Source organism: Rhizobium sp. WYCCWR10014 (assembly GCF_001657485.1).
GTDB lineage: Bacteria > Pseudomonadota > Alphaproteobacteria > Rhizobiales > Rhizobiaceae > Rhizobium.
The window spans coordinates 49,163-75,515 of sequence record NZ_LXFU01000042.1; the positions used below are offsets into that span (position 1 = coordinate 49,163).

13 protein-coding genes are annotated in these 26,353 nt (G+C 58.1%); 5 read left to right on the top strand and 8 right to left on the bottom strand.

All coding sequences use genetic code 11. The features are described 5' to 3' along the window. From A6U98_RS23295 to A6U98_RS23305, 3 genes are all read left to right on the top strand, one after another. Nucleotides 1-1,701 (top strand): beta-fructofuranosidase, encoded by a 1,701-nt coding sequence (locus A6U98_RS23295; RefSeq protein WP_064653171.1) that lies wholly within the window; start codon nt 1-3, stop codon nt 1,699-1,701. Nucleotides 1,702-1,714: 13 nt separating this feature from the next. Next, a complete protein-coding gene (ugpC, locus tag A6U98_RS23300; RefSeq protein ID WP_064653173.1) occupies nt 1,715-2,761 on the top strand; it encodes a sn-glycerol-3-phosphate ABC transporter ATP-binding protein UgpC in 1,047 nt (348 codons plus the stop codon). 355 nt (nt 2,762-3,116) lie between these two features. Continuing rightward, entirely contained in the window at nt 3,117-3,365 is a 249-nt protein-coding gene (locus A6U98_RS23305) for a hypothetical protein (RefSeq protein WP_064653175.1), read from the top strand. A 486-nt stretch (nt 3,366-3,851) separates the two neighbouring features. Here A6U98_RS23305 and zwf read toward each other — a convergent pair whose 3' ends face one another. Beyond that, the gene (gene zwf / locus A6U98_RS23310; RefSeq protein WP_064653177.1) at nt 3,852-5,318 is read right to left on the bottom strand and encodes a glucose-6-phosphate dehydrogenase; all 1,467 of its coding nucleotides are present in this window, start codon (nt 5,316-5,318) and stop codon (nt 3,852-3,854) included. A gap of 937 nt (nt 5,319-6,255) precedes the next feature. Here zwf and A6U98_RS23315 point away from each other — a divergent pair. After that, entirely contained in the window at nt 6,256-7,716 is a 1,461-nt protein-coding gene (locus A6U98_RS23315) for a metallophosphoesterase (RefSeq protein WP_064653179.1), read from the top strand. Next, a complete protein-coding gene (locus tag A6U98_RS23320) occupies nt 7,713-10,031 on the top strand; it encodes an ATP-binding protein (RefSeq protein ID WP_064653181.1) in 2,319 nt (772 codons plus the stop codon). The genes A6U98_RS23315 and A6U98_RS23320 overlap by 4 nt, the downstream gene beginning before the upstream one ends. Before the next feature lie 540 nt (nt 10,032-10,571). On the opposite strand, the gene A6U98_RS23330 is transcribed toward A6U98_RS23320, so the two are convergent. The 7 genes from A6U98_RS23330 to A6U98_RS23360 all read right to left on the bottom strand — a co-directional run bounded on the left by A6U98_RS23330 (nt 10,572) and on the right by A6U98_RS23360 (nt 25,204). Next, complete coding sequence (locus A6U98_RS23330; protein WP_064653185.1) at nt 10,572-12,278, bottom strand: patatin-like phospholipase family protein; 1,707 nt, start codon at nt 12,276-12,278, stop codon at nt 10,572-10,574. A 12-nt stretch (nt 12,279-12,290) separates the two neighbouring features. Beyond that, on the bottom strand, nt 12,291-13,262 hold the full coding sequence (locus tag A6U98_RS23335; RefSeq protein ID WP_064653187.1) for a hypothetical protein: 972 nt from the start codon (nt 13,260-13,262) through the stop codon (nt 12,291-12,293). Continuing rightward, on the bottom strand, nt 13,262-15,175 hold the full coding sequence (locus A6U98_RS23340; RefSeq protein ID WP_197496430.1) for an AAA family ATPase: 1,914 nt from the start codon (nt 15,173-15,175) through the stop codon (nt 13,262-13,264). The genes A6U98_RS23335 and A6U98_RS23340 overlap by 1 nt, the downstream gene beginning before the upstream one ends. 526 nt (nt 15,176-15,701) lie before the next feature. Beyond that, complete coding sequence (locus A6U98_RS23345) at nt 15,702-17,414, bottom strand: M48 family metalloprotease (RefSeq protein ID WP_197496431.1); 1,713 nt, start codon at nt 17,412-17,414, stop codon at nt 15,702-15,704. 95 nt (nt 17,415-17,509) lie between these two features. Continuing rightward, on the bottom strand, nt 17,510-17,878 hold the full coding sequence (locus A6U98_RS23350; RefSeq protein ID WP_064653193.1) for a hypothetical protein: 369 nt from the start codon (nt 17,876-17,878) through the stop codon (nt 17,510-17,512). A gap of 602 nt (nt 17,879-18,480) precedes the next feature. Then, nucleotides 18,481-20,028, bottom strand: coding sequence for a hypothetical protein (locus A6U98_RS23355; RefSeq protein ID WP_064653195.1), 1,548 nt, complete (start codon nt 20,026-20,028; stop codon nt 18,481-18,483). 97 nt (nt 20,029-20,125) lie between these two features. Beyond that, the gene (locus A6U98_RS23360) at nt 20,126-25,204 is read right to left on the bottom strand and encodes a hypothetical protein (RefSeq protein WP_156667883.1); all 5,079 of its coding nucleotides are present in this window, start codon (nt 25,202-25,204) and stop codon (nt 20,126-20,128) included. Nucleotides 25,205-26,353: the final 1,149 nt, after the last annotated feature.

Here is a 26,353-nt window from a genome sequence, read left to right on the forward strand (position 1 = left end):
ATGTCTCTGCAGGCAAAATCCGAAACGTCAGCACCTGAAACCATGGAAGCGGAGCTGCCCGAAGGCACGGTGCTGCATCTCTGGCTGAAGGCGCGCCATCCCGGCGGCGAGGCGAAGCTCTTCGTCGCCGTCGATGGCAACGACATCGGCGAGCCCTCGACCCGCCGCACGGGGGAATTTGAGTTCTTCGCTGTGACGCTCGCGAAGGACGGTCGTGCCACGCTGTCCTATGATGCGACAACCACAGCGCTCTCCGTCGCTTATGCCTTCCGGCCGGAAACCGTGATGAAGGAGGGCATCCGCGTCCTGCACAGCGATGCCCGCACCGCCGCCCCCGACGTGCCCCACAGCTACCACTTCCGCCCGCCCTTCGGCTGGATGAACGATCCGAACGGTTTTGGACGGTTCGGCGGAAACGTTCACCTCTTCTATCAGCATTATCCTCATGAGCCGCGCTGGAACACCATGCACTGGGGCCATGCCGTCTCGAAGGATTTCGTCCGCTGGAGGCATCTGCCCATGTTCCTCTTCCCGGCGGCGCATCTATCGGAAAAGGACGATGGCCGCGGCGGCGCCTTCTCCGGTTCGGCGATCCCTGGCACCGGCCCGGAAGGCGAGGAGATCCGCGTCTTCTACACCGAGCATGTGCGTGACCGGCAACCGGAAGAGCAGATCCAGCTTTCCGCCGTCAGCCGCGACGGCATCGTCGCCGGCCCGTCGGAAATCGTGATGCCGCTGCGCCCTGAAGGCTTGAACCTCACCACCGATTTCCGCGACCCCTATGTCTTCAAAGGCCCGGACGGCCGCTGGAAGATGCTGCTCGGGAGCCGCGACAGGCAGGGCGGCGTGGTCCTGCTCTATGAAACCGCAGACGCGCAAGGCGCCGATGGCTGGACCTTCCTCGGCATCCTCCATCGCGAGGACGGTTTCGGCATGACAGCGGCGGAATGCCCCTGCATGGTGCCGCTTTCCGGCAAAAACGGAGAAACCCGCTGGGCGCTGATCTTCGGTCTGCTCACGAGCCGCGACCCGGCCACCGGCCGCCGCAACCTCACCTCCGTCACCGTCGGCGGTTTCGACGGCCGCACCTTCACTGCGGAGTTCGTGCAGGAGTTGGATTTCGGTTCGGATGCCTATGCCTTCCAGGCCTTCGTTGATGGCGACGAGCCGGTCGGCATCGCCTGGCTCGCCAACTGGACGGATTTTTCCAAGAAGGACGATTTCCCGACGGCCATGACCCTGCCACGCCGCGTGCTTCTCGACGGTGACACCGTGCTGACCCCGCCGGTCGCAGCCGTCGAAAGCCTGCGCCATCAGTTGCTTGATGACACCGCGCTTGCCGCCGGCAAGACCGTGCCGCTCGGCACCGGCGCCGTCGAGATCGTGCTTGATCTCACCGCGCCGGGCGCCGCCTTCGATCTCACCTTCGATCATCCGGATGTCGATCTAGGCGTCAAACTCGATGCCGATGGTCTGGCGATTGTCTTCGACGCCCGCACCGGTATGACGCCGCCACGTTACGTCGCCGGCGGCGCGAAACCGTCGAGCCTGCGCATCTTCCTCGATGCCGGCTCCATCGAGGTCTTCGCTGACAACGGGCGCTGGACGGGGTCCAAGCGCATTCCGGGCTTTGCCGCCGCACGTTCGGCAACGCTCACCGGCGCCGTCGCCGGGGCCGGCGTCTGGCAACTGAAACTGTGAGGGAGGACAGGCAATGGCATCGGTAGCAATCGACCGGGTTCAGAAGCAATACGGCGCAGCCTCCGTTATCCACGGGGTTTCCGCGGATATCGAGGACGGTGAGTTCGTCACGCTCGTCGGGCCGTCCGGCTGTGGCAAGTCCACGCTTCTGCGCATGCTGGCGGGGCTAGAGGATATCAGCGGCGGTGAAATCCGCATCGACGGCCGCGTCATGAACGACGTCGCGCCGAAGGAGCGCGATATCGCCATGGTGTTCCAGTCCTACGCGCTCTATCCGCACATGACGGTGCGCGATAATATGGGCTTTGCCCTGAAGCTGCAGGGGCGCGATAAGGCGACAATCAACAAGCTGGTGGGCGAAGCCGCCGGCATCCTCGCACTTGAACCCCTGCTGGAGCGCCTGCCGAAACAGCTTTCCGGCGGCCAGCGCCAGCGCGTCGCCATGGGCCGCGCCATCGTACGCCATCCGAAAGTGTTCCTCTTTGACGAGCCGTTGTCCAACCTCGACGCCAAGCTGCGAGTGACCATGCGCAGCGAGATCAAGGAGCTGCATCAGCGCCTTGGCACTACCATCGTTTACGTCACCCACGACCAGATCGAGGCGATGACCATGGCCGACAAGATCGTCGTCATGCGCGCCGGCCGCATCGAGCAGATCGGCAAGCCGCTCGATCTCTACGACCGCCCAGATAACACCTTCGTCGCCGCCTTCATCGGCTCGCCGTCGATGAACCTCTTCGAGGGTGGCGTCAGCGACGGCGGCTTCCGTATCGAAGGCGGTGTTTCCCTGCCGCTTCCCCCGCAATTGAGCCAAAGCGCGGCGCGCACCTACGGCATCCGCCCTGAGGACCTCGACATTGCGGAGACGGGCATTCCGGCCACCGTGCTGACTGTCGAGCCGACCGGTGCGGAGACCCATCTTTCGGTGCGTGTCGGCACGCAGACGGCAACCATCGTGCTGCACCGGCGGGTGGATTTAAAGCCCGACCAGCAAATTCACCTCGCGCCCAAATCCGAGAAAATCCACCTCTTCTCCGCCGAAGGCAATCGGATAGGCTGATCCCCCGGCGCCTCTTGCTGAGCCGCGTCCGTCATTTGACGGGCGTGGTTCGGTGCCGGTGCCATCCAGCCTTGCGACGTCTTGGTATTGGGTGTTCGGCCCTTCAGTTGATCGAATTGGCCAATTGCGCGGCGATCTGTTGCCACGGTTCGAATCTCTTCAAGAGCACCAAACGGGCGGGGCTTAAGGCTGAGTCGTGCGAGTCTTTCTCGCAACACCTATGTGGGAACTGGTATCTCGGAAGGATTTGGCTGGATTAGAGCGTTTCAGTCACGGTATCCGTAGGACTGCGAAGCGATTTGCGCGAGCGGGACAGCTAGAGACAGCACGTCCGCATCTCCTAAAGCAGGACTTGATGAACGCGGATATGATGGCCGCCTGGGCGGTGGAAAATGGATTCCATGCGATGGATTCCGGGAATTATCGTCGCCATGACAATGCAGGCGTGATCACGATTGAGATAAAGAGGATGTCATTCCTCCTCATCGATGAGAGGCAAGGATTGCGACCGCGCCTCATATCGCGGTTGTTCAAAGACATATCCCTCACAAGCGGGAGCGGCCGCTTGCAGGGTCTTCTTCTTGACCGCAATCCCGATCATTGAGCGCTAACGCGATTACCACAGCCCAGCCAATTTACGCAGGCGGCCGACCGGCGGTATCAAGTTGCCATGCCAATCAGCAAGGCAATAGCGATCCTACGGGACGGGTGGGCATTCGCACGATCCGGCCTGTATCGAAGCTCTGGAGCGAGCACTTGCCAGGACGACGTTGCAGCGGGTTGCATAGCTCGTTCGCCGCTCAGCAAACAGAGGCTGTGATCGGCTGCAAGACTGAACCGAACACCCGCCTGCGGACGCCCGAAATCCGTTCGCTGCAAGGTACCGACGGCGGCGACGAAATAAACGATGTATCAAAAGACCGAAATCTGCACAAATGCAGGTCCACGCACCAATGCCACTCCGGAACTGAGCATTAGCGGTCGAAATTCCGTTTCCTGCACATCTCTGCCAACGTCATTTTATTGGGATTGTTCGCAATTGGTCGGCGCCATTCCGACCGCCGGCATCGCTCCAACTTTTGACCGTCAATCATCCTTTTGCCGCATCCCTCCAGGCGCGCTCGAACGGCAGGCGCCAGGCGTGCGGGGCAATGAGTTGGTGGATCGACTTCGGCCCCCAGCCGCCCTGGTCGTAGAGGCGTACGGGCGGCGGGTTATCGAGGAGAGGTTGGGAAACCTCCCAGAGCCGCTCAATACCCTCGGCCGTAGTGAACAGCGTGTGGTCACCGCGCATGGCGTCGAGGATCAGACGCTCATACGCCTCCAGAACTTCGCCAATCAGGCCGGTTTCGCTCATGGCGAATTGCAGCGAGAGCTTGTCGAGCCGGAAGCCCGGGCCAGGGCGCTTGCCATAGAAGGAAAGCGAGACCTTGGAGGAATCAGCGAGGTCGAAGGTGAGGTGGTCAGGGCCCTGTGCCCCCACGCCAGATCCCGCAGGGAACATCGATTTCGGGGGCTCGCGGAATGCGATCGAAATAATGCGCTGCCCCTCGGCCATGCGCTTGCCTGTACGCAGGTAGAAGGGCACTCCGGCCCAGCGCCAGTTGTCGATGGCGCATTTTAGGGCGATGAAGGTGTCAGTGTCGCTTTCGGGATCGACGCCAGGCTCATTACGGTAGCCAATGTATTGGCCGCGCACCACGTCGCGCGGCTCAATCGGCAACATGGAGCGGAACACCTTGTTCTTCTCTTCCGAGATTGGCGCAGGCTCAAGGGCAGTGGGCGGCTCCATCGCCATGAAGGCGAGGATCTGGAAGAGGTGGGTCACCACCATGTCACGATAGGCGCCGGTGGTCTCGTAAAAGGCGGCGCGAGTGGAAAGGCCGAGCGTCTCCGGGACGTCGATCTGCACATGGTCGATGAAGTTGCGGTTCCAGATTGGTTCGAACAGGCCATTGGCAAATCGGAAGGCCAGGATGTTTTGCGCCGGCTCCTTGCCGAGGAAATGGTCGATGCGGAAGATCTGCTTCTCGTCGAACACCTCGTGCAGCTTCTTGTTCAGTGCAACGGCACTGGCAAGGTCCGTGCCGAAGGGCTTTTCCATGATGATACGGGAGCGTTCAGTCAGCTCAGCCTGGGCGAGGAGTTGCACGGCTAGAAGGGCGGCACTTGGTGGCACGGATAAATAATGCACGCGCCGCGTCTCGACGCCCAGCGCTTCCTCGGCCCTGTCGACCGCTTCCTTGAGAACATTGGCGCCTGCTGCGAGCGGGACATAGTCGAGCGATGCGGCAAACGCTTCCCATTCGGACTGCGAGAACTTGCGAGTCAAGAACTTGTCAAGCGAGTCACGGGCGATGGTGCGGAAGGCATCCGCGTCGATGTCGTCGAGCGAGACGCCGATAATGCGGCAGCCTGGGATGAAGCCCGCATTGGTGAGGTGGAACAGCCCGGTCAGTAGCTTGCGCCGTGAGAGATCGCCCGTTGCGCCGACGAGCACAACGACCTGTGGATAGCCGGGGCCAACCCGAGTTGAATTCTTGCGCAAAACACTCATCCTCAAGTCTTCCGTTGTCCCTTGGGGATGGAGGTCGACCCCAGCTCCGAGCTGCCGCGAAGCGGCTATCTTCGTGCGTGATGCCATGTCGTTGAAGCTCACCCCTCAAAGGTTAAATAGACGCATGGATTGCGTAGCGGAGCAAGGGGGGCGGCAATACCGTCCCGAAGTGCCGCGTCTTAGCGACTTCGGTCGCTCGTTTGTCGACTTTCTCGATACCAAGGTCTTGAGCACCTCATTTAGTTAGATGGCCCAACTCAGAGGCGCAGGGCGGTCATTGACAGCAAATTCAACGCTGCCAGCGCTCGGGGCTCCGATATCAGTTGCCTTTGAATGCCGTTTGTCAAAGATCGAGTTTTGTAGTCAGGGCAGCGTGCCATCCGAAGGTGACGCCCTCGCCAGCCAGCCATTCAAACCGTCGAACCTTGCTGCGTATTAAGGCCAACAGGATGGTCACGAGTTCGAACCCTTCAAGGCGGCCAAGCCGAAGGTGCCCAGAGGGACGAAAACGCTCCACCATTCACCTGCCGGGTTCCTTTTGTTTTCTGCCTGACCGAAGAGGCTTGGGCTTGGGAGCGCGTGGATCAATTTCTGCGAATAAAGCTGAAACGTTCACCGAAAGAACCCTCGCAAACGCCTACATGCCAGGATAATGAGTCGTCACAAATCTTTGAAAATAGCTGTGAATGCTTCGCCCGCCGCCCGCTTTTGGGGCATTCATTCTTGAATCGCAACTTGACCGCGCTTCTTGGCGCGACGATGCTTAGTGCATCTTGTTGGGGGCGAGTATGTCGGCGGACCGCGAAAGTGAAATCGACTACCTGAATTATTCCGAGGTCTCAGAAATGGCGTGCGACGTCGTCACTGACTGTACATTGCCTGTCCGATGGCCAATTTGCCGAATCGCCGGATCCTATCGAATGCTCGGGGAGGGAGCATGAAGTTTTCGATCCTGCACATCTCCGACCTTCATCAAAACTTGAAGGACGAGATCCTCCCTGACGTGCTGTTGGACTCGATTGCGAATGATTTTCGACGGTTTGCAGCCGAGGACCCAGCTATTCGCGTTCCTGACCTTTGTGTTGTCAGCGGGGATATTGTCTATGGCGTCTCACCATCGGCGGGCAACCCAGCCGCTGAACTAGAACGCCAGTACAACCAGGCCCTTGAGTTTCTCGTCAAACTTTGTAACCGCTTCTTTGCGGGTGAGCGTAAACGCGTCATCATCCTTCCCGGAAATCACGATGTCGATTATAGCGAAGTAATCCGCTCCGGCAGCTTCCATTCGATTCCGAACGAGGCCGGTCCCAAAGACAAGCTAGTTGCTGAACTCTTTTCACCTAACAGCCAACTGCGATGGTCTTGGTCGAGGCTAGAGTTCTTCCGGATCGACGATCAGGCGATCTACGATAACCGGTTAGGACAATTTGCGCGCCTGTATGAGCGGTTCTACGAGGGCGCGCGAACCTATCCTTTGGATCCGTCCCGGCAGTTCGACATCTTCGATTTTCCGCAGTTCAGCTTCTGCCTCGCTGCTTTCAACAGTTGTTTCCGTAATGATCCGATGAACCGTGTGGGTGCCATACATCCCGGTGCTTTGATGGAAGCCTGTCGCGAACTTCGTAGTCCGTCGCGCGTAGGCTGGTATCTTGCTGCAAGCTGGCACCACGATATTGCCGGAGGCGTGGGGCATGAGGATTTTCTCGATGCGGGGTTCGTCCAGCATCTCATTGATGCCGGTGTGACGATCGGCTTTCACGGCCATCGCCATCGCACTGACTGCTTCGATCAGAAATTCCGACTGGGTGATGCACCACGACAGATGACGGTGATAGCAGCCGGGACACTCTGCGCAGGTCCGGCAAATCTCAGTCCCGGCATCCCCAGGGGCTACAATGTCATCGAGATCGAGACGGATGCTGCTGCCGGGCGTGTTCATTCCAGGCAGATGGTCAACCAGTTGCAGAACATTCCGATTTGGGCCGCCGGCCGGTTCCTTGATGCCCGCGGATCATTTTTGAATTTTGACCTCAGCCCCCCTGTCGAAAAGAGACCAGCAGCGCTGGATGTGGAACTGGTCCTTGAGCGAGCGTCCGACCTTCTTGGGCAGAAAAAATGGAAAGATGTAATCACCGAACTGGCGCCCATCGCGCAGAACTCGACTTCGCGGCGCCTTCTGGTGGAGGCTCTACAGCATATCGACGATAGCGCTCTGACAATGGAGTACCTGTCACAGCCAGAAAACACCAACGAAGCTGTGATGCTCGGTGTAGCCTTAATGCAAAGCACTAGCGCGGATGAGGTGGAGCGTTTTCTCCGGCTCGAAATTGTCGTCAATCATTCGGACGCAAGCCTGAAGGACGTCACGGCGCGCTTGAAACGAAAGTTTGGAAAATGAGCGGTATTGTCTTCCAAGTCGACACCTCGCGTGTTCTGGCGATCCTCGCGAATGAAATCTACGATTCACCATTCGCCATGCTGCGGGAAAATCTGCAGAATGCCTATGACGCCGTCCGCCAGCGCTTCGCTGCCGATGGGATGCTCAAGGAGGGGGGGAAGATCTCCGTAGCAATCGCCGGGCAAACAATCTCGATCACCGACAATGGCATCGGAATGAGAGAGGAAACGTTGCGCGAGAACTTCTGGAAGGCAGGCTCCAGCGGAAAGAGATCTGACAATGCCAGAAAGGCCGGCGTCGTTGGAACCTTCGGCATCGGCGCGATGGCGAATTTTGGTGTGTGCTCTTCTCTAGAGGTCGTGACGCGCGCGGTTGGGCAGGAAAAGGTGCTACGCAGCGTGGCAGAACTAGCATCCCTTCAGATTGGCGAGGAGTGCATAAGCTTTGAGACGATAGATACCGATCACGATTTCGGAACTACGATTAAGGCGACCTTAGACGGCCAGAACGTAATCTCAGAAGCACAAGCAATCGCCTACCTTCGCCCATATGTACGCATGTTGCCGGTCCCTGTCGTTGTGAACGACACCCTGATAAGCGGGGAAAATATCGACGGTTTCGTCGACAGCCGTAGTTTTTCGCAAATCGCCGCGAAGGCTTGGACCGATAAGGTCGTGACTGCCACCTTTACGACGAGCATCGACCCCAATGCACAGGCTCTCGTCCATGTCGCCAACATAAAGATCGGCGGACAGGACGTCGACGGTTCCATGGTTCTTTTACAGGGCAGTGGGCAGCTAATGGGCTTGCGATCATTCTTCGGTTTGGCTCCGGTACCTGCAGTGGGCCACTATCGCTTCGGTGGCTTCGCAAACCTTAGCTTCCTGCATCCAACGGCCGGGCGCGAAGCGCTCAGCCGAGACAGCATCGAACAGGTCAACAGATTGATCACGCTTGCTGAATACGCTGCCTCTGATGCGATCGGTCGATCGTCTCTGGCTGATCGGAGCAATGCTTTTTTGAGCTGGATAGTGCCCAATAGCCGCTATGATCTCGCGGACAATATTACCATTGCCGCTCACCCCGGCAGCCAAACGATAACTTTGGGGCAATTGAAAGCGACGGTCGCCGATCAGAATTATCTCTACTATCCAGGTACCGTATCAGGTGTCATAAACACGTTTGCCAATGAGAGCTGCACCGTCCTGCAAGTGTCGCAGAACAATCCGCGCCGGCGCGTCCAGACGCACTACGTTTCTGAAATCCTGAAAATCAAACCCGTTCCCGCCTCCGCGCAGATCATCAAGACGTACACCAGGGACGACCTCAGTTTTGCGGAGCTCGCATTTGTTCTTAAGGTTGCTTCGACTATCCGAGATGACTACCTCTTGCCGTCTATTGACGTGGGCTTTGCCGATATTTCCCATAACGTGACCGTGCTGGTCGAAAAGATCGATGAGACTCTTAAGGTTTTGATCTCCAAGACCAGTGCGTCGATCGTTCCCGTGCTCGGTGTCTACAAGACGGCCTACGAGCTATTTGAGCCGTTTATCAAGGATTATGTGAGGGTCAACATCTATCCCTCGATCCAACCTTACGTGCCGAGTTCCACTAAAGGCGGTGTAGAGGCTTTGCATAAGCTGCTGCTCAAGAACCGCGAATTATATCGCTATGAACTGTCAGAGCGGGGAGAAGTCGAAGGTGTTCTGGGGGAGGAGCTTGCTGGCGATAAGAGCTTTGCCCGGGTGATCCAAGAGGTAAGACTCAAGCGCAGGCCCCAAAGTCAGAAAGTTTCGGCCGAACAGGTCGGACGCATCGAAACTGAGCTTCCTGGGATCGAGGAAGTGCCTTTGTACTTCCCGCAGTCGGATGTCGCTGCGGATGACGGCGAATACGATGCCGCACCGCCAATCATCAGGGATACTGTCAAGTCAGAAATGAAAATTCTGACCACCAGCGAACACTACCCGATGCTCAATAATTTCACGATGTTCCTCGGTCTTTCCGATAAGCTGATGAAGAGCGAGGCTGAGTTTTTTCGTCGTCCGCATTCGACACGCATCATCTGGGGAGGACAGCGTGTCGTCTATATCTTCACGGAAGAAACCGAAACACTAAGCCTTTACTATGACATCGAGCTTCAGGGGCAGATCGAAAAGTCGAAGACTGGCGGTTCGATGTTCCCGACCACGACAATCGTCACTGACGGTCGCGTCTTCATCCCGATACCTGATGCCCTGAAAGACAATTTCCAAGTTGGCGACACGCCGAAAGAGTTTTTCGTCCGCTTCGATATTTTGAGTGCGGGCATTTAAGCGTGGATGCTGGGTAATGCTGTTGATCGATCACAAGCCGATGGTCCTACAGTTCGGGCCGAAGGTGATCCATCGCATTAAGGCTCGCGATCAGCGAAACATTCCGTTCAAGAGCGTAGCCAACCGCACACGTCATGCGCGGAAATCAATTCGTGGGCGTCTACAGTTCCAAGCGATTACGCTCGGCGCTCGAATATCGATCACCAGAGCAATCTGAAACCCAAATTGCGCAGTAGGCGGCTGAGTTTAATGCAGGCTCGCTGCTCCAGCCGGAGGGGTTCACTCTAACTTACGGTCACATCTAAGCAACTCAACTAAAGCAATATTGTCAAAGTGTTATCGAGCTTATGAGCCATTTGAAATGACGGGCCGATGGTTCACATCCCTTCAAGGCGAGAGGCAATGTCTCCTCCCTCCGGCTGTTCGCTAACCCTCCACTGCATCGGAAGTCGCTCCGAATCCTGGAAAGAACTCCGACGCAACGGAGATCAGCCGCTGGGTCAATGGGGGCGCCAATGGCGATTTGGCTCAGGCACGTTTTCAGTAATCCATCCTGGCCACCGAGCGAATCCTGCTGCGGCTAGTTGGCAGATGATTTGCAAACCCATCGAGCGGCTGCAAAGCCCGAAACTTCGCGCCGAGGGCTGCGATCTCCTCCGCGCGTTCCCGCAGGATGTGACGTTCCTCTTCCGTCAGTTCCTTGTAGGAGGACGGTGCATATTCGGTCGCAATCGCTGCATAACTTAGCGAGCCGGGTTCGGGTGCTTCCGCGTAGGCAGCCGCGAAATCGCGCAACATTTCCTCAAGTGCTCGCACTTCGACCAGGTAACGTCGCCACTTATGTTCATTGAGGTCGAAGTCGCTGTTGATTAGGTCTCCCGCGATCTCTCCAAAATTGGTCAGCTCTGTGATGCGAGCTGGGGGCATTTCGAGATTGAGCCCGCCCTCTTCCGTCTTCAGATTGACCGTCACGATCCGTTCGCGATAACCGGCGAGGATCGACTGGAGCGAATCCTGCCAGTCTTTGGCACTGTCGAAGAGTGCGAACACGAAGCCGAAAAGGCCTGTAAAACCGCGCGTTGGCAGGAGTTGTCCCTGTGTCGCCTTTGCGGGGAGAACCACCCGCGTTTCGCCCGTAGTGCCAGGCTTTTCTCGCATGGGATTGTATTCGCCAAGGGAGATGCCAAAAGTCGGGCGGGACGGCAGGAACCGGTCGAAGAAGTGCACCGGAAAGTTGGAAGACAAGCCACCATCGGAAAACATACAGCGGACGAGCTTGTGCTGATCGTCTACACCAACGAGCGTGTAGTCGTTTCGATAAAGCGGGACGGCAGAAATCAATGCCGGGAAGCTGAGGCTCATGCGTGCCAGAACCACTAACGGGAGATTTTCAATCTTGAATGGGTAAAGATCTGTCGATCCTTGCTTTGACGCCGTCAGCATTGCGTCTACAACCCGGCCCGGGAAAAGAGTTCGAAATTCCCGTTCCGAGAAATAGTGCAGATTGTTCTCCATCGGTAGAACGTAGGGTCGGTGCGAGGTGATGTCCGTCGTCACAGTCTGGACTTTGATTCCGCGCGTTTCCAGATCCTTGATGCCGAGAGGCGCCCCAGTGGCAGGATGCCCGGCGACACGATCGATCGTGTCGGTCAGCCACTCGGTCAGGGCAGGGTGTCCAACCGCTGAATAGGCTTGGGTCATGCCGTTGCAGAGACCGTAGTCGGCCTGTGGAAGGCGTCGCGCAACGTCGCGCGCGGCGACAAAGCCTGCGGTGGCCACCGGAAAAAGCACGAGCAGGAACATAAGCAGGAGGACTGCGAGGATCGTCGCCGGTATTGAATGCGAGATCAACGGTATCATGACGGCAACAATGACGGCAGGCACGAGGCCGGCCAGCGCTGGCATCGAGTAGCCTTTGAAGAGCGCGAGGACTGTACCCAAGATGCTTTTCGACATGGCCGCCAGCATCAGATTGAAGACCGGTCGCAGTTCCGGTCGGGGCTGAAATTTCTCCAGGAGCGTTGCTGACAGCTGTTTTGGGAGTGCCTCGATCTTCTCGAACCCGCCGTCAGCCCGCCCGTACTCAGCCGCCGCCGTAACGACTGCGGCAATCGCACCGGCAGATGTGCCGCCGATATTGCAAAAGCGGTATTTATGCGAGAGTTTTACTGCCGCTTTCGGGTAAACCACACCGCTGGTGATCCCACCTTTCATGACCAAGTCGCAGCTCTGTTCAGGCGCGCTCATGTCCCATCTCCCTCAGTTGGTTTCAAGCGTCTTCAACCAAGCCTTCACGAGGCTCGAGTAGGGTTGGTCCGGCTCCGCCATCGCGCGGATTTCATCGAGGATCTGGTTGATCAGGAGATCGAGCCGCGCGCCCATCGTCTTGTTCTCTTGATCACGGCTGGCAAGCAGTGTCTCCGAGATCTTGCCGATTTCGTCGATCAACCGGCTCAGGAAATCGAGCTGGCGCAGGATCCGGGTTCGCTCCTGGACCAATCCAAGCCGATTCAAGCCATAGACATGGATCGATGTTAGGCCCCGCCGGGAGGGGACGTTGTTCTTGAAGGTTGGAAGGACGAGGCCAAGGGGGGCGCGGCGGTCGATGTGGAACACCAGATGCTCCTCCGGATCGTCCACGCAGGGGTTGATAAGATCGGGCTGCTCGTCGATGCTGGGAAACTCCGCCGTCGCCCTGGCCGCGCCGGCGATTGGAAACAAGTCCTGCTTGCCGAGCGATGCCTTGACCCCTTGCATTTCGGGGGCCGCCAGAAGTTGCGCGAGGCTCTCAGGGAATCTCGGCAAGTCCTGCCAACGCCGGCGATTGCAATCGATGCAGCTTGGCAGCAGGTTGTCCCATAGCATCGCAAGCCACCAGTAGCCGGGATGATTGGCAACGCCGGCGATGCGCCCCTTCGGCCGGTAATGCTCGACATCGACCGGCGCTTGGCTGGCGTACCGGCTTTCGCAATAAGCGCATTTTCCGAAGAACAGCTTATCGAGCGCGTACTTGACAGCCTCATCGGAGTAGGCGCTGAAATCGAACGTCTTTTCCTTCTTCTTCCTAGTTTTCGTGGTTGGAGCCGGAGCGCCGGCAGTGATTGCCGCGGCTTCTGCCTTCGCCTGCGCCTCGAAGAAGACCTTCGCCTTCGACAGTTCCTTGCCGCCGCGGCTCTTATTGCCGACAAGGACCGTCGGCGTCGAAACCAGGGCCCGATCGACGCGCCGCATTAGATGCCCTCCAGGACGGTCAGGATCCGCCGCTTCGTTTCGTCACGGAGGTCCTCGCGTAGCTTGCCGGCAAGGTTGCGGCGTTTAACGAGATAGTCCGCAACGGCCTCCTGCACGAGCCGGGCAGCCTCGCTCATGCCGACCGGAAGGGCATCCACCACCTGTCTTCGGATCGCATCCATCGCCGCCCTAACGGCCTGGTCCGGCGCACTTCCATCCTTTTTCGCGAGGTAATCGCCAAGCCGAGCGAGGCTTGCCTCTGTCTCGGGGTCGTCGGTGGAAAACAGGCTGAACAGGTCCGAAGTCAGGAGTTGCTCGATGGTCAACGCCGACACCTTCGGCAACTGGGTGAGGCTGTCGACCATCACAGGAATCTGGCCATCGACCAGCTGCCTGGCAACCTTGCTTAGCACCACGACCTCTCCATCGCGCATTCCCCTGAGACACAACGGATCATGGGTCGTGACGATGAAGGTCATGGCAGGCAGGGCGGTGCGCAGCCCTTTCATGATTTGGATCTTCCAGCGGGGATGGAGATGAGCCTCCACCTCATCGATCAGCACGATCCCTTCCGCCGTGGTCAGTGTCGTAAAGCTCGGATTGATGTCGCGATCCATCAGCCATCGCATGATGTCGCAGGACAATGCGAGAATGGTGCGAAATCCTGATGAGACGTTCGATAGCGGTGTCCGGCTCTTCTTGCCGGACGCGTCGATCTGCATCTCAACGAAGCAACGGCCCCTGGCTTCATCGCGATAGATGACGTCGATCTCCTCGGCTGCCCCGAAGATCACCCCGAGCGCCTGGACAACGGAACGATAGTCCGTAGGCGATAGCCCTAGAAGCCAGTTCTCCGGATTGCTGAGCAGGCTATCGGTATGGAACAGGCTGAGCACGGGTCGAGACGGTTTCCAGGCATGCAGGTCACGCACATAATGACGGTAGGCTCCGTAACCGAAGACCAGGGGCAGTCGGGTCTCGCCGGTTTGGGAATAGCCCTTGGCGCCGACCGAGAGTGTCGAGACCTGTCTATTGTCGAACTGAAGCCTGACCCTGGCCGATGGCTTCTGTGGCAAGTTCTCCGCACCCATGAAGCTCGGATTCAGCCTCAGGCCACCCGGTTCTTCGACCAGGTCGGGGCGAGCGTCGGCGCCGATGAGTGCAAGCGCGATGGCCTCCAGGATCGAGCTCTTGCCGGCAGCGTTCTCACCAAGAATCAAAATGGCCTGCGCCATGCGTTCGGTCGGATCTGGCGCAGCCGGCAGTTTTATAGACAAGGCCTCGATCGCCTTGAAGTTCGTCAGCCGGATTTCCTGCAGGCGAGGTCGTGCTCCAGCGATGTCGTCTTCCTCGACGATATTCGCAGACGCGGTGATCGCTGCCATCTCTGGGTCGCCGGTATCGGCCTGACGCCTTAGGATCCGCCAGAGGCCGATGAATTCATTGGTGTCGTTCGGTCCATCGCCCTCGAGTTTTGCATAGTCGTCGAAGGCCTGCTTTCTCCTGCTTCTCAATCGCGTCCGATTGAGCCGGAAATGTTTGACCGTTTCTTCGCCCCGAGGACTTGCGGCCTGCAGCGACCCGTCTTCACCCGGGACGAGATGGCGGGCAATATCGTCGGCACAGGGATCAACCAGGAGCGCTGTCTCATCGATCTCAAGCTCCGGCCACGTACCGTCGCCCTTTTCCACGAACCGGGCATATTCTTCCGGCGTAGGAATTTGCATCCTCTGCCCAGCGACAGGGAAGTAGGTGGTTCGTTTCGGCCTGCAGTCCCCGCAGATCGGATAGAGATTGATCCAGGCGTCCGACAGCCAGCCATAATAAAGATGGGCGTCGCGTGTGCGGCCATCCTCCTCGCTTCCGATTGTTGGCTCGGCATCGTTCATCGGCCTGAAGCGGTGCAGAAACATGCTCTTGGGTGCCTGTTCGCAGAATGCGCACTTTCCCAGAAATATGTGCGAGAGATCACGCATGATCTCCCGTGACTCGAACTGCATGATCGGAACACGAGTCTGTTCGCGCTTCATGGAATCAAGTTGCAGGTAGCGGAGAAAGGATTGTCGCCTCTCGCTCGCAAGCGAGCCACCAAGGGCAGCAGACGGACTTGGCGCCCGCTCGACGTATCGCATGATGTCCTCCCATGGATTCATGCTGACCCTTTGCGATAACACACCTGCGTGTGTGCCGACTATCAGCATGCCTTGCCAACTCCCATGCTGAAACATGTATAATTTCGTTCAAAATTGCAACTATAAAGTTAGTTCAAGTATTAAACCGCGCCTTTCTTCCGGAGGATCGTCAACTGCCCGCATAGCTGCCACGAGCAAAGATCGAACATATCAATCGGCAAAGCGCACTCACGCTCAATACGAATGGGTTCCTATGTTATTTGAACCCCAAGATTCGAAGCCCTACTTAGATACCTGTTTTATTCCCTCAGTCGCGAGTTCGACGTCTGACCGCGAGTAGGTGGATCAAGGCCTCCACAAGAGCAGCCAGCGCTAACGGCAAACTGAGTGTCATTCCTCTCAGGGGGGGCGTGTCTCCAAACTGGCCGTTTAGCCATTCGGCGAAGGGGAAAGGCAAGGCTCGATATGAATCGTAGCCAGCCAAGAACGAGCCAAAAATTGCGGCGGCTGTCCCAGAAACGAGGCGAAGTGCGAGGTTGATCGACCCATCAGCGCTTCGTGTTAGAGATCGCAGTGCGCAATAGTTGATCACGATTGCGAAAATTGTGCCCCAGTTTAGGAAACCGCTATGCACTTTGTCGGCTAGGTCCTTCAAAGTGGTCACCGTGTCGCTGGATAGTGTATCCAGATCAAGAGGTTGACCGCCGAATCCCATAAACCAACTCATACCCAGATAAGACACGGGCTCCAAGTTTATTCGAGGTATAGCGGTAACCAAGCAACTCACGGCCGAAAGCAGGAATAGGCGGGACTTAGTCACCGAAACGATGCTGTCCTTAAAACCCAATACAATCATGCCGATTATGCTGGCGTTGAATGCAGCCGATAACGCTTGGACCGCGAAATGATTGGGTGCTCCTCCCAATAGGAGCGGAGTTCCGAAGTTAATCGGCAGTAGAAACAGCAGCAGAATGGACATTGCGAAGAACGCAATTTTTGGCGTCACCACGAGTTCTGGCGTACTAAGTATCGTCAGCCGTTCCCGTTGAGGGATGTGTGAGAACGAAGCTGAGTAAAGCGCGTGACGAAAGGCGCTGCCTGATGTTTTGACCACATTCTCGTTCGACGCGAAGGCTTGCGTAAATTCTTCGAGACCTCCGGTCCAAGCCGCAGCAGTGACATCCGCTCGGATTTCGATCAGCGAAGTAACGAAGGAAATCTGTCGGCGGAAAGCGAGCCATCCGAGCGGCAAGAGCACAAGCACCATAGCCGCTCCGGCAAGAATAATCAGGAGCCGAAGCAAAATTGCGGTTATGCCATCTCCGTTGGCAAGCAACGGAAAAATTTCTTCTGTAACAATGTAGATCAACATTATCAATGCGAAGAGGCCTGTGATCAACATTATTGCTGATAGCGCTGTTACCAGTGCCTGGAGGACCTTCAGAGTCCTTGGATCGTGATGGACGATGTGGGCCATTTCGTGAGCAAGGATCGCTTTGGCAATAGGTTCTCCAGTGGTTGCCGCCCGCCACAGGCCCGCACTTATCTGGATTTCCGGCTGACGATTCCGGCTGAAAGCGTAAGCGGCCACGTCAAGTGCTGGGAACCACCGAACATGAGGTGCTTGCTTATCGCTACCGAGCCCAGCCCAGATTGTGCCGACCATTTCTCGGAGCCTTTCGCCTTGTACGCCGGAGAGCTCTCGCAATTTCAGTGCACTATCCGACGAATGTCTTTCCTTCCAAAGGATTGCTACGGCGCCGATAAGGAGTGTGGTCATACATGCAACAACGAGTGACGCATACTGATTCGAGGTTAGCCATTGGGATAGAAAGCTGTCTGGTGCCTCGCTCGCCAACATCGTTGCACCAACGAGTAAGAGCATCGCCGGAAACAAGATGGTGAGTACCGGCACCAGCACCGCGATCAGAACGAAAAGATGCACGACGATTTCAGTTGATGTTGCGCTGGTGAGCGCGGATTCCTTTTGCGGCCAACCTTGATCCTCAGGCTTGGGCAAGACTCGCCTCGAGCTTGCCTGGAGAGGTTGCAGCGATAAGTGCATCAATATCGGCCGGTTTGAGTTTTCGATCGGTGCCAACTCGGCGGATTTTTTCAGCAAGCGTGGCTGACAGCGCGGCTTTGTCCTCTGCTCGGGCTTCTCCAAAAAAACCAGGCCCTGAGCTGTTCCAGAGTGGCGTTGGCCGCCGCCTTGCCGGCTTTTTCGGCGAACTCTTTTTGGTAGGCGCTCCAAAACTGACGGGCAGCTTCGATCAAAACCGGAATCAAAATTGCACCCACGATTTCCATTCCAAGGGCGCCACCACGTTGCTCTGAGAGACGTGCTTTCTCGACCACACTATCCAATTCGCCAGGCCCGGCGTCGGCGACCATTGCCTCGAGATTTAGAGCATCGATTTCGTTGTCACTAGCCCGCAAAACGCCGGCTGCAAGCCACACGGCAACATCGTCTGAATCGGTCATGGTCTACCCCTGCGCAGCGTTTTGAAGTCGAGAGCCAAGTTGGTGGGAAGTTGAGCAAGAACACGATCCAACCGTCGAACATATTTGCAGTTCATTGAATCATAGTCAAGGATAATCGACTTCAGGTTGCAATGTGGGCGGCGGTAGGCGATAGATAGTGAGTTAGAATCCTGCTATTGTCACATGCGATAGAGGGAACGTGACAGTAGCGGTGAACAATCAAATCTCAAATGGACGGAGTGATCGAAAAAGTCGCTTTCGTTTGCAAGTATCGCGTGTTATTATGCGATGAACATTGCTAAAGCGGGAGTATCGAAATGCTTCGATACATCATTGTCGTATTTGCTGCGCTTATGGCTGTTATGGCCACTAACGCCATTGCTGTTGAAGCTGAATTGGCGAATGACACCAATACTGTAAACCGGAATCAAACCGCTTGGGTTTCAGCGTTCGTTGATAGCAAACGCTCGCAGCTCCCGTCGCATTTATTGCAGCGAGTGGATGATAGCTGCAAGTACGGATACGGATCTTGTGGGCAATGGAGCCCCTCAGACAACGACTATTGTAGTCCAGGTTATCGCCCATGCTTCGAAGAAGGCTACTCATGGTGCAAATCTTTTCCGGAGTGTAATTAATTTCGTGTCGCGTGGATATTGCGCGATGTCTATTGTTGCGACGTTGACCTGCCGCACCAATTCACCTGCACATGCGGGTGCCATGGCCGCGCGAACCCTTCCTTGAGTAGGATCTTGCCGACTTCTCTGCCATCGGAAAGATAAACATTCACGAGCGGCCGGTTTTCTGGTGTTGCGTCTCTGCCCTCGGCAACGATCTTGATGGTTCTGCCGGTGACTAGTGCACTGACTCATACAGACGGTACGGGCAGTTCGTCGAGCATTGCGAAATGTCGTTTGCGGATTTTGTCCAGACGAAGGGTCTGGGTTTTGCATTCTGGCGCTTGATATAATCGCGGATTGTTTTCTGCAGATCGGGCACGGATTTGAACACCCCCCTTCGCAGTGCTCTTCTGGTGAGCGGTACGCGCCATTCTTCGAGAGCTTCCACGATCGGAGGCATGTTGGCAACTCCCTAACGGCTTGTCGCTGGCGGAGGTCTTCCTGGCTCGATGCCAACAGGAACTCCGAATGGGTCAGAGGGCTTCCAAACGTAACTAGGTCGCTTATCAGCCATCGCGCGTCCTGCTCAACGGCATCTGCTGAGATCGATCGGCGTAGGTCTGCTTGTGCTACCCTGAAAGCTGATCTCTTCTCCTGTATATCTGACCCGCCGAGGCGGAGTGCCCGAGCCGCAGCTTCGACTGCTGAAAGTTTTCCGGAGGTGTCACTCCCTTCCACGTAAGTGCGCGCTTGTTCCCTTTCAGCCCAATAATAGTTGAGGAGGTCGTAGGCGAGAATTGATCCGAGGCTGTGTCCCACGACGATGACACGGTCATATTTGTCGTCGCCCTGGCGTTTGTGTAGCGCGCGCAGAAGAGCGAGGCCACGCTCGCGGACCGCCGCTCTTGCCGCGATATTGTCCGGGTCGGCTCTGGTGTATTTCACGACACGACCGAAGGTTGTGGTCCCGAGTTGCTGTGCTCCAAGCCCCAGAATTCCCGCGATCCCGATTGCCAGGCTTTGTGAGAACCAGGACGGAAACCATGCTTTCCAGCAGGCTTCCGGGATGAAACTGAGCATGAACAGTGCGAAAGCAAAAAACGAAAGAAAGCAAAGAACGAGCCATGCCGGGCGGACGGGAGCCGGCACTTTGCTCCAGGGCCTGAAAAGCAGGTAACGAATCCATCCAACGAGTTGGCCGACGGTGGAACCGGCAGTTAGATCCGCCCAATACAATTCGTAAAAGTCGGTTCGCACGCCGTTCGCGAACGCGCCGCCCTTCTTCGATTTCCGAGTTGTGAGCCGCCGCAACTCCAGCGAACCGGTTCTGGGGTCGGGTTTGCTCCAAATCTCCGCAGTCTGGACCCGCCCGTCCTCGTCGATCGACGTCGATAAAGAAGTGACAAAGCCTTTTATTGTGTCCATCGGGATCTGTTCGCCCATCCCATGGACAAGAATGACAGCCTGTCGCGCCGCGGCCCGGCTTTTTGCTTTTGGCCACGCTACAGGATCGACCGACTTCGCTTCTAGCATTTTCCCTCCTCAACTACGCTACCGGCTTTTCAGCGAGTGCTGCGCTCGATCTCCCAGTGACTATTGCAAGCTGTGAAGAGCAATGATGCTAGCCGCATCAGAATTCGAGTGGCTTGGAAACGCCGACGATGATCATCGTCGCCTCGGCGAGCTCGGAATCCTCAGTGTCGAGGTCGAAAGGAGCGATATCCTTTTCGGCCAGCGAGGCTGCGGCGTTTCTTGCGCGCAGGATCTCCTCCATGACTGCGAAGCGGTTCTGCGAGGTCGGCTCGGTCTCTGGTCCGAACGCCGGGGCTTCCACCGTCGCAAATACCGTCAACAGACGCAAACGGCCTGCCTTCGGCCACCCATCGGTCGGAAAACTGAAATATGATCCGGTCTGATCGGTCGCGCGTACCGGCGATGCGAATACCGGCATTTCCGAACGGCGACCCTCGGCATCGGTGATCCACTTGGTTACAACCGCCACCAGCCTGTGGCGCGGTTCGGATCGTTCGCTTCCAGATTTGTCGGGCACGAGTGGCCAGATTTGCACCGCCGAGTGGCTTGATCCGACCGCAGCCGTGAAGCCCGCGCCACCCGTGAACAGCTTGATGCCCATGGCCTCGATCTTTGAGCGGAAAGGCGAGGTGGATCCGACCGCTTGGCAGCGAAAGCGCGAAGTGTCGCTGAAAAACTGCGTCCAGAAGCTTTCCGAAAAAGGACTTGCGGCGAACGGTTTGAGACTGGCCCTCGATGCGAGATCTTGGGTCGTGCCGGGAAAGTCAAAGCGCAGGCTGCCGTTACCCGCTGGCGCCTTGAAACGGGCAAGCATCCCACCTTCCCATAAAGACGTCATCGACGCCCGAGCCGAGACGACGACATCGTAGGTGTCTGGCGCAGCTCCTACATCCAGTGTCTGGGCTGGAGCCGTCGGGGAAACGTCGAGCTGAATTTCAACTTCACCGTCCTGCTGCGCTGCAAGCGACATTGGTGGGAGATGGTTGATGCGCCATCCCCACGGATTCTGGTCAAGCAGCGGTTCCGAGATTGCAAGTCGCACATCAATTGTGTCCCCAATCCTCCGTAACTCCACCACCATCCGACGTGGGTTCTCACCGGACGGGGCGGCGTCTTCGAGCCGCATGAAGACCGGAACCCCATCCTGCAGCGCGGGTGGCTTCCAGTTCACCCTTACGCCCTGGAAGCCAGCCAACTGACCGGCAAAAGGCGCGGTGGGCCGTTCGGCCGGCGGATAGAACCGCCACTGCAGCAGTCTGCGCGGCGCATTCGCTGTTCCCTTTGGAATAGCGCTTTGCCACAAGGCGTACCCCCGCAGCAATTCTGCAGGCAGGTCGACAAGCTCCGGATCGAGAATTCTGCGGTGGGCGAGTTGGAACATTGGCCGCAGGGCAAGCAGATCTCCCGTTTTCTCGTTTGCGGTCGGCTCCAATATAAAACTCGTACGCCTGAAGTCGGTGATCGCGCCTTCGCTTTGCGTCCAGCCAAGCGGGCCGGAAACTGCGAGAGTGACTGCATGAAACTGCGAGGCCGCACCGGTCAAGATCGGATCCGGCCCCCAGCTCTGCCAGAACTTCGGATACTGTTTGGCCGATTTGAATGCTATGTCGTCGCCGAACAGGATACTGAGCTGGTCCTGCGTCCACGATGGGCCTTGGTTGTCCTCGAACATGGTTGGAAGCGGGTGGCGTGTCAAAATGCTGACGACTTGCAGCGCGTCGGCAAAATTGCCGCGCGAATACCATGGCTCGCTGAACATCAAAAGGACCGGGGCGGCAGCCGACGCCTCGCGTAGCTGCTCTGCCAGCGGCAGCCAGATCTCGAAGGCAGGCCGGCGTTGTTCAGGTGGGCGCCCGGGCCCGGTGCCTTCCGCGGCCAATGCACCCTGGACGATGACATGCGCCCAACGGCCCTGCCGTTTTTCTTCGGTGTCCGAAGCGAAACCGCTCAGCGTATGGCGATCGAAGCCAAGCTCGCCTGGATAGCGACCGTGGAACTCTGCCGAAAACCGCCAGAGCATGGGTGAGCCATGATAGCCGAGGTCGCGCTGGGTCAACGGCATTGCTGGCGCCTGGTCAAGACGATCCGCTCTGCGGATTCGCTGCGGCAAAAGCGGGATTGGCTCGCCATACTCGGCATCCTTATCGCTCCGACCGTAAAAGAGGCGCGTAGACCATTTGCCGAACGCCTCCAGCGTGGCGGTGTCCTGCAGCCGAGGGGCGCTCGCGCCGATCCGGCCGCGCCAGCTCCATTGCTGGTCATACACCGTCACTGATGCGAAAAGTCGCAGGATCCTGGCGACCCTTCGATCGCCGGGTGGTGCAAGCATCGGACGGGCCTCGACGCGCTGCAATTGGCCGCTGCCGTCAACGATCGGATGGCCCCAGTCTTGAAACGTGTCGCCCGGACGAGCGGTAAGGCGATTTCTCCACTCCCCCGCAGGGATAACCCTGTCGACCAGGGCCGCATTCGCGGATGCCTCAACCCTCAATCGCAGGGGCGGGCCCAGGATAAATCCGTCCACTCGGCGTCTCCCGCGCGCAAGCGATGATGCAAACCGCGCCTTCGGCCCATCGAAATCCTCCGCGCGGATTGCAGCGTAGGCTCGGACCTCAGCGACATGGCCGGATGCGAGTGTGACGATGACGTCGCGGCCGCTAACCCCGAGATCCGCGACTGGCCTGTCGATATCAAAGGTCACGCTCTTCGCGTGAACAATACGAAGCCTAAACCCTGGTTTTTGATCGCCGGCGGGATCGTCCTCTCCGTAGTCGGGAAGTCTGATCTCATGCAGCGTCGCGCCCGTGCGTGCCCTCGGGAAGAGGGGGACTACCTCGACGAAGAGGGAAACGACGCGAGGATGGTCGACCGCGGCCGTCGTCCCATCGCTCCTTTTCTGCTGGCTGGCTTTGAAGGCAGCGTCGATGCGCCTGTTGAGGGTCGTATCGACCAGCGGCTTATCGCTAAGGAGATGACGAACCCAGGTGGAGAAGGTTGCAGCCGGTGGCCTGATATCGAGGCTTGCTTCGCCCGACCTGCTATCGAGAGCTATGATTTCAGGTTGCTGGCCCGCAGTTTCCGGACACACCTGTCGGTAGGGTCCGGCCCAGACGCGCGGCGGCACAGTTCGAACCGGCCCCTTCTGTGCCGTCATGGCGAGATAAATGTCCCCCGGATCCGTGTTTATCGAGATGCTGGCAACGGTGCCGATTGGTTCAAATGCGTGCACCAGGTCTGGCTCGAGGACCGCCAGCTTCTCGGATGTGCCAGCTTCCATCATCAGATCAGCGCTGAGAACAGCTGCCGACTGCGTCAGCCTGACCAGGAGCCGGAGGTGCCATTCTCCGGCATCAGCGTCGTCGTAGGTATCGCGACGCTCCCTTGGAAGCCGAACCAGGAAATCCCCATCCTTTGTCTCGAGAGCTGGACTGGAATCTGGGCAAATCCTGATATTGATATAGCTGCCGGATGCACCCAGCCGGCCTCGGCGAAGCGAGACGACTGCCTCGCCATCGTCAGCAATCCTCAATCCGTAAACCCTGATCTCCAATGGCGTGGCGGAAGAAAAGGGCAGCAGACCCGAACCGTCCTGATCGGACAAATAGTGGGTGGCCGTCTGCGCCTCCAAAATATCGATGGGTGGCGGAAGATCGGGAAGCTCTGCGGCAAGGGGAAGGCAATCTTCAGGTCGACGACCGGCGGGCGATTTGCCCCATCTTGGTGCCGAGACCGGCGTTCGGCAAAGATAACGGAAAGCCTCACCAAAGCCGTCCTTTTCATCGACCGCTGGCCGGCGAAGCGTCGCCGGATCGCCATTATACCAGAGGTCGGGCGGAAGGGCGCCACCCTGGGAAACGAGAAAGCTTCTGAAGCGATATTTCCAACCGAAGCGCATTTGTGGAACGCGGCGGCCCCAGTCCTCCTCGGCTTTCGCGCTTGAGAACGGCATGATCCGATAGAGGTGCTCTTCCCGCTGATCGAGCTGGTCTATCTCGGAGCTCAAAGGCGCGACGAGAGGGCGGGCGTTATAGGAGAAACTGCGGATATCGGCCCCATCGGGAACACTCGGTCGCGATCCGATGCAAAGTTCCTGGTCGATGTCGCCGCCGGCATATTCCAGGCGCGCGGCGTTCAGCGTGAACGTGTTTGCGTATTTCACTTCTGAGGCCGTGTCGGGCGCGAACGCTCGGCCGTCGGCCTCGACCAGAACTGCGACGCCGGTGGTTTCACCAATGAGGTCGTTGAGGGGGATTGCATCGCCCAAATCGTAGGGTACGACAATCGGATGAGCGTCGGGAAGCGGAAGATTGACGGCTTCGTCGCTGTCGAGCGGCACGATTGCGGTCGACTCTCGCGCATACTCGTCACCATAGGTGCTGTTGAAGCGATCAACGAGTACGGTCTTCAGATGCGTGATACGGACATCGTCTCCTGGCAGGCTCGGAAACGGCAACAGAGGCCAGCATTCGGCTGGGTTCATGCGGGCGTCCAGGAAGGAGCGGTAGGCTTCGCCGACCGAGACCAGCATTCTCTTGCGCAATGAGGTGTTTGGGCTCGGCGATAGACCTGCGCCGCTCGCAAGCTTTCCCGCCAAGGTCGGTGGGCCAAGGATCAACCATCCCTGCGGGTCGAGCTTGGAAAGGCGTTCAGCGAAAGTGCTGGTGAAGAATGGCTCGCGGCCGGCGGCCTCGATTGCAGCCGACCTGCCAAGGAGGTCAGACAATCCAGGAGGTCCAAACCGAACAGAAAGAGGCTGGCGAGCTGTGAGCTCGAGCAAGGGCGGCCCGCTACCAAGGACAGACACATCGGGTGTCACTCCATTCAGTGTCAGCTTCAGCGGATCGTGATTATCGGTGAGCTCGATCATTCCGGTGATACGCAAAGCGCCCGCAGCATCCGGAGAAACCAAATTACCAAACGGACCGGCGATCGATGACCACTGTGCTCCGGCGCCCGTCATGGTCAGAATCAGGTTCGCTTCCTGTCCAGCCGCCGCGCTGGCTGGATCGGCACGCAGGGTCAAAACAAGAAGTTCACCGGGTGCAATCGCTACAGGCGTGATAAGAAAATTGAGGTGAAAAGGCTGCGGCGCAGTCGAACCGCCGGCGAAAGGCGGGATCAGGCTTATCCAGCTTGGCGTCGAAGCACTGGCAGAAATCGCCTGGGCAAGACGCATCTTGTCGTTTGGTTGCAGGACGTATCCGGTTCCTGCCGGCCCTGCCAGTGCATCCTTCCATTGGTGAAGAAGGAAGGCGGCTGTGATGTCTTGACGACCGAGCAATGCGCTGCGGGCGGCAAGCTGGACGGCTGACGGTTTTGCGACAGCGCCGGTCTTTTCCTCAGCCCGGAGAAACGCATCGAAAAGCATTTCCCATCCGGCAGCATCGAACCTCTCCTCATAGGGCGCAAGTGCGGTCAAGATCGCGTCGCGCGCTTCGCTCGAAAGGGATGGTTGGCCGGTCGTGTCCGCAACCATCATGGACGTGAGCAATCGGACAGCCGGTATGGTGCCACCGGTGGTCACCACCGTACCGGTGCCGGATGCGTCACGGGCACAGGCGGTGAGCGCCCGATCAAGGAAATCCTCCCAGTCACGCTGATCGCCGGGGCCGGGATTGGCAGGATTCGGGCGGTGGACTGCGGCGAGTACCGCAGCATCCGTAAGGCGGGATGGTAGGTCGAAAGCCTCGGAAACACGACGCATGAAAGTTGCCGGCCAGTCCCGATCGAAACGCGCCGTCTGGCCGGACGCGCCCGTGAGGGCGACTTGCAGCGTGCCTGCGTTGACGTAGCTAACCGCTGGGGCCGTATGCTTGAGGCTCGGCAGGATTATCGCCCTGACGACCGGAAGTCCGGTAGCCGATGTGTAGGTGACGAGCAAGGCTTCGCGGTTGGTCGGGTCAAGGCCTACTGCTTCGGGGAAGCGGACCCTTTCCCAACTCTGCGGAATAAACTCCGTGCCGTTGCATCGAAAAGCCGGTGCAAAGCCTACCCTGCCTGCGAAGCATTCGAGAACATCGGCGTGGTTCGGACGCAAAAGCGACGCCAGGCTCATCCTGCGCGCCAAGGCCCCCGGCCCGGTCCCGAGCCCTTCGAGCGCAGTCAACCACGTCCTGGCAGCATGCGTGGGCAGCGGCTGGACCTCGATCTCGTCTGGGTCGGGTGCATGCGATGACCTCAGAACCGTGACAGCCGTCGCCTCGCCCGGCAAACCCCGCCGTGCGGAAGTCGAAGGAGGAAAACCGAGCGATTTTTCAGCGGCGGCGGCCGCCGGCTCCTCAAGCCTTTTCCGTTCATGCGCGGAGACGGTTGCTGGGTCCACGAA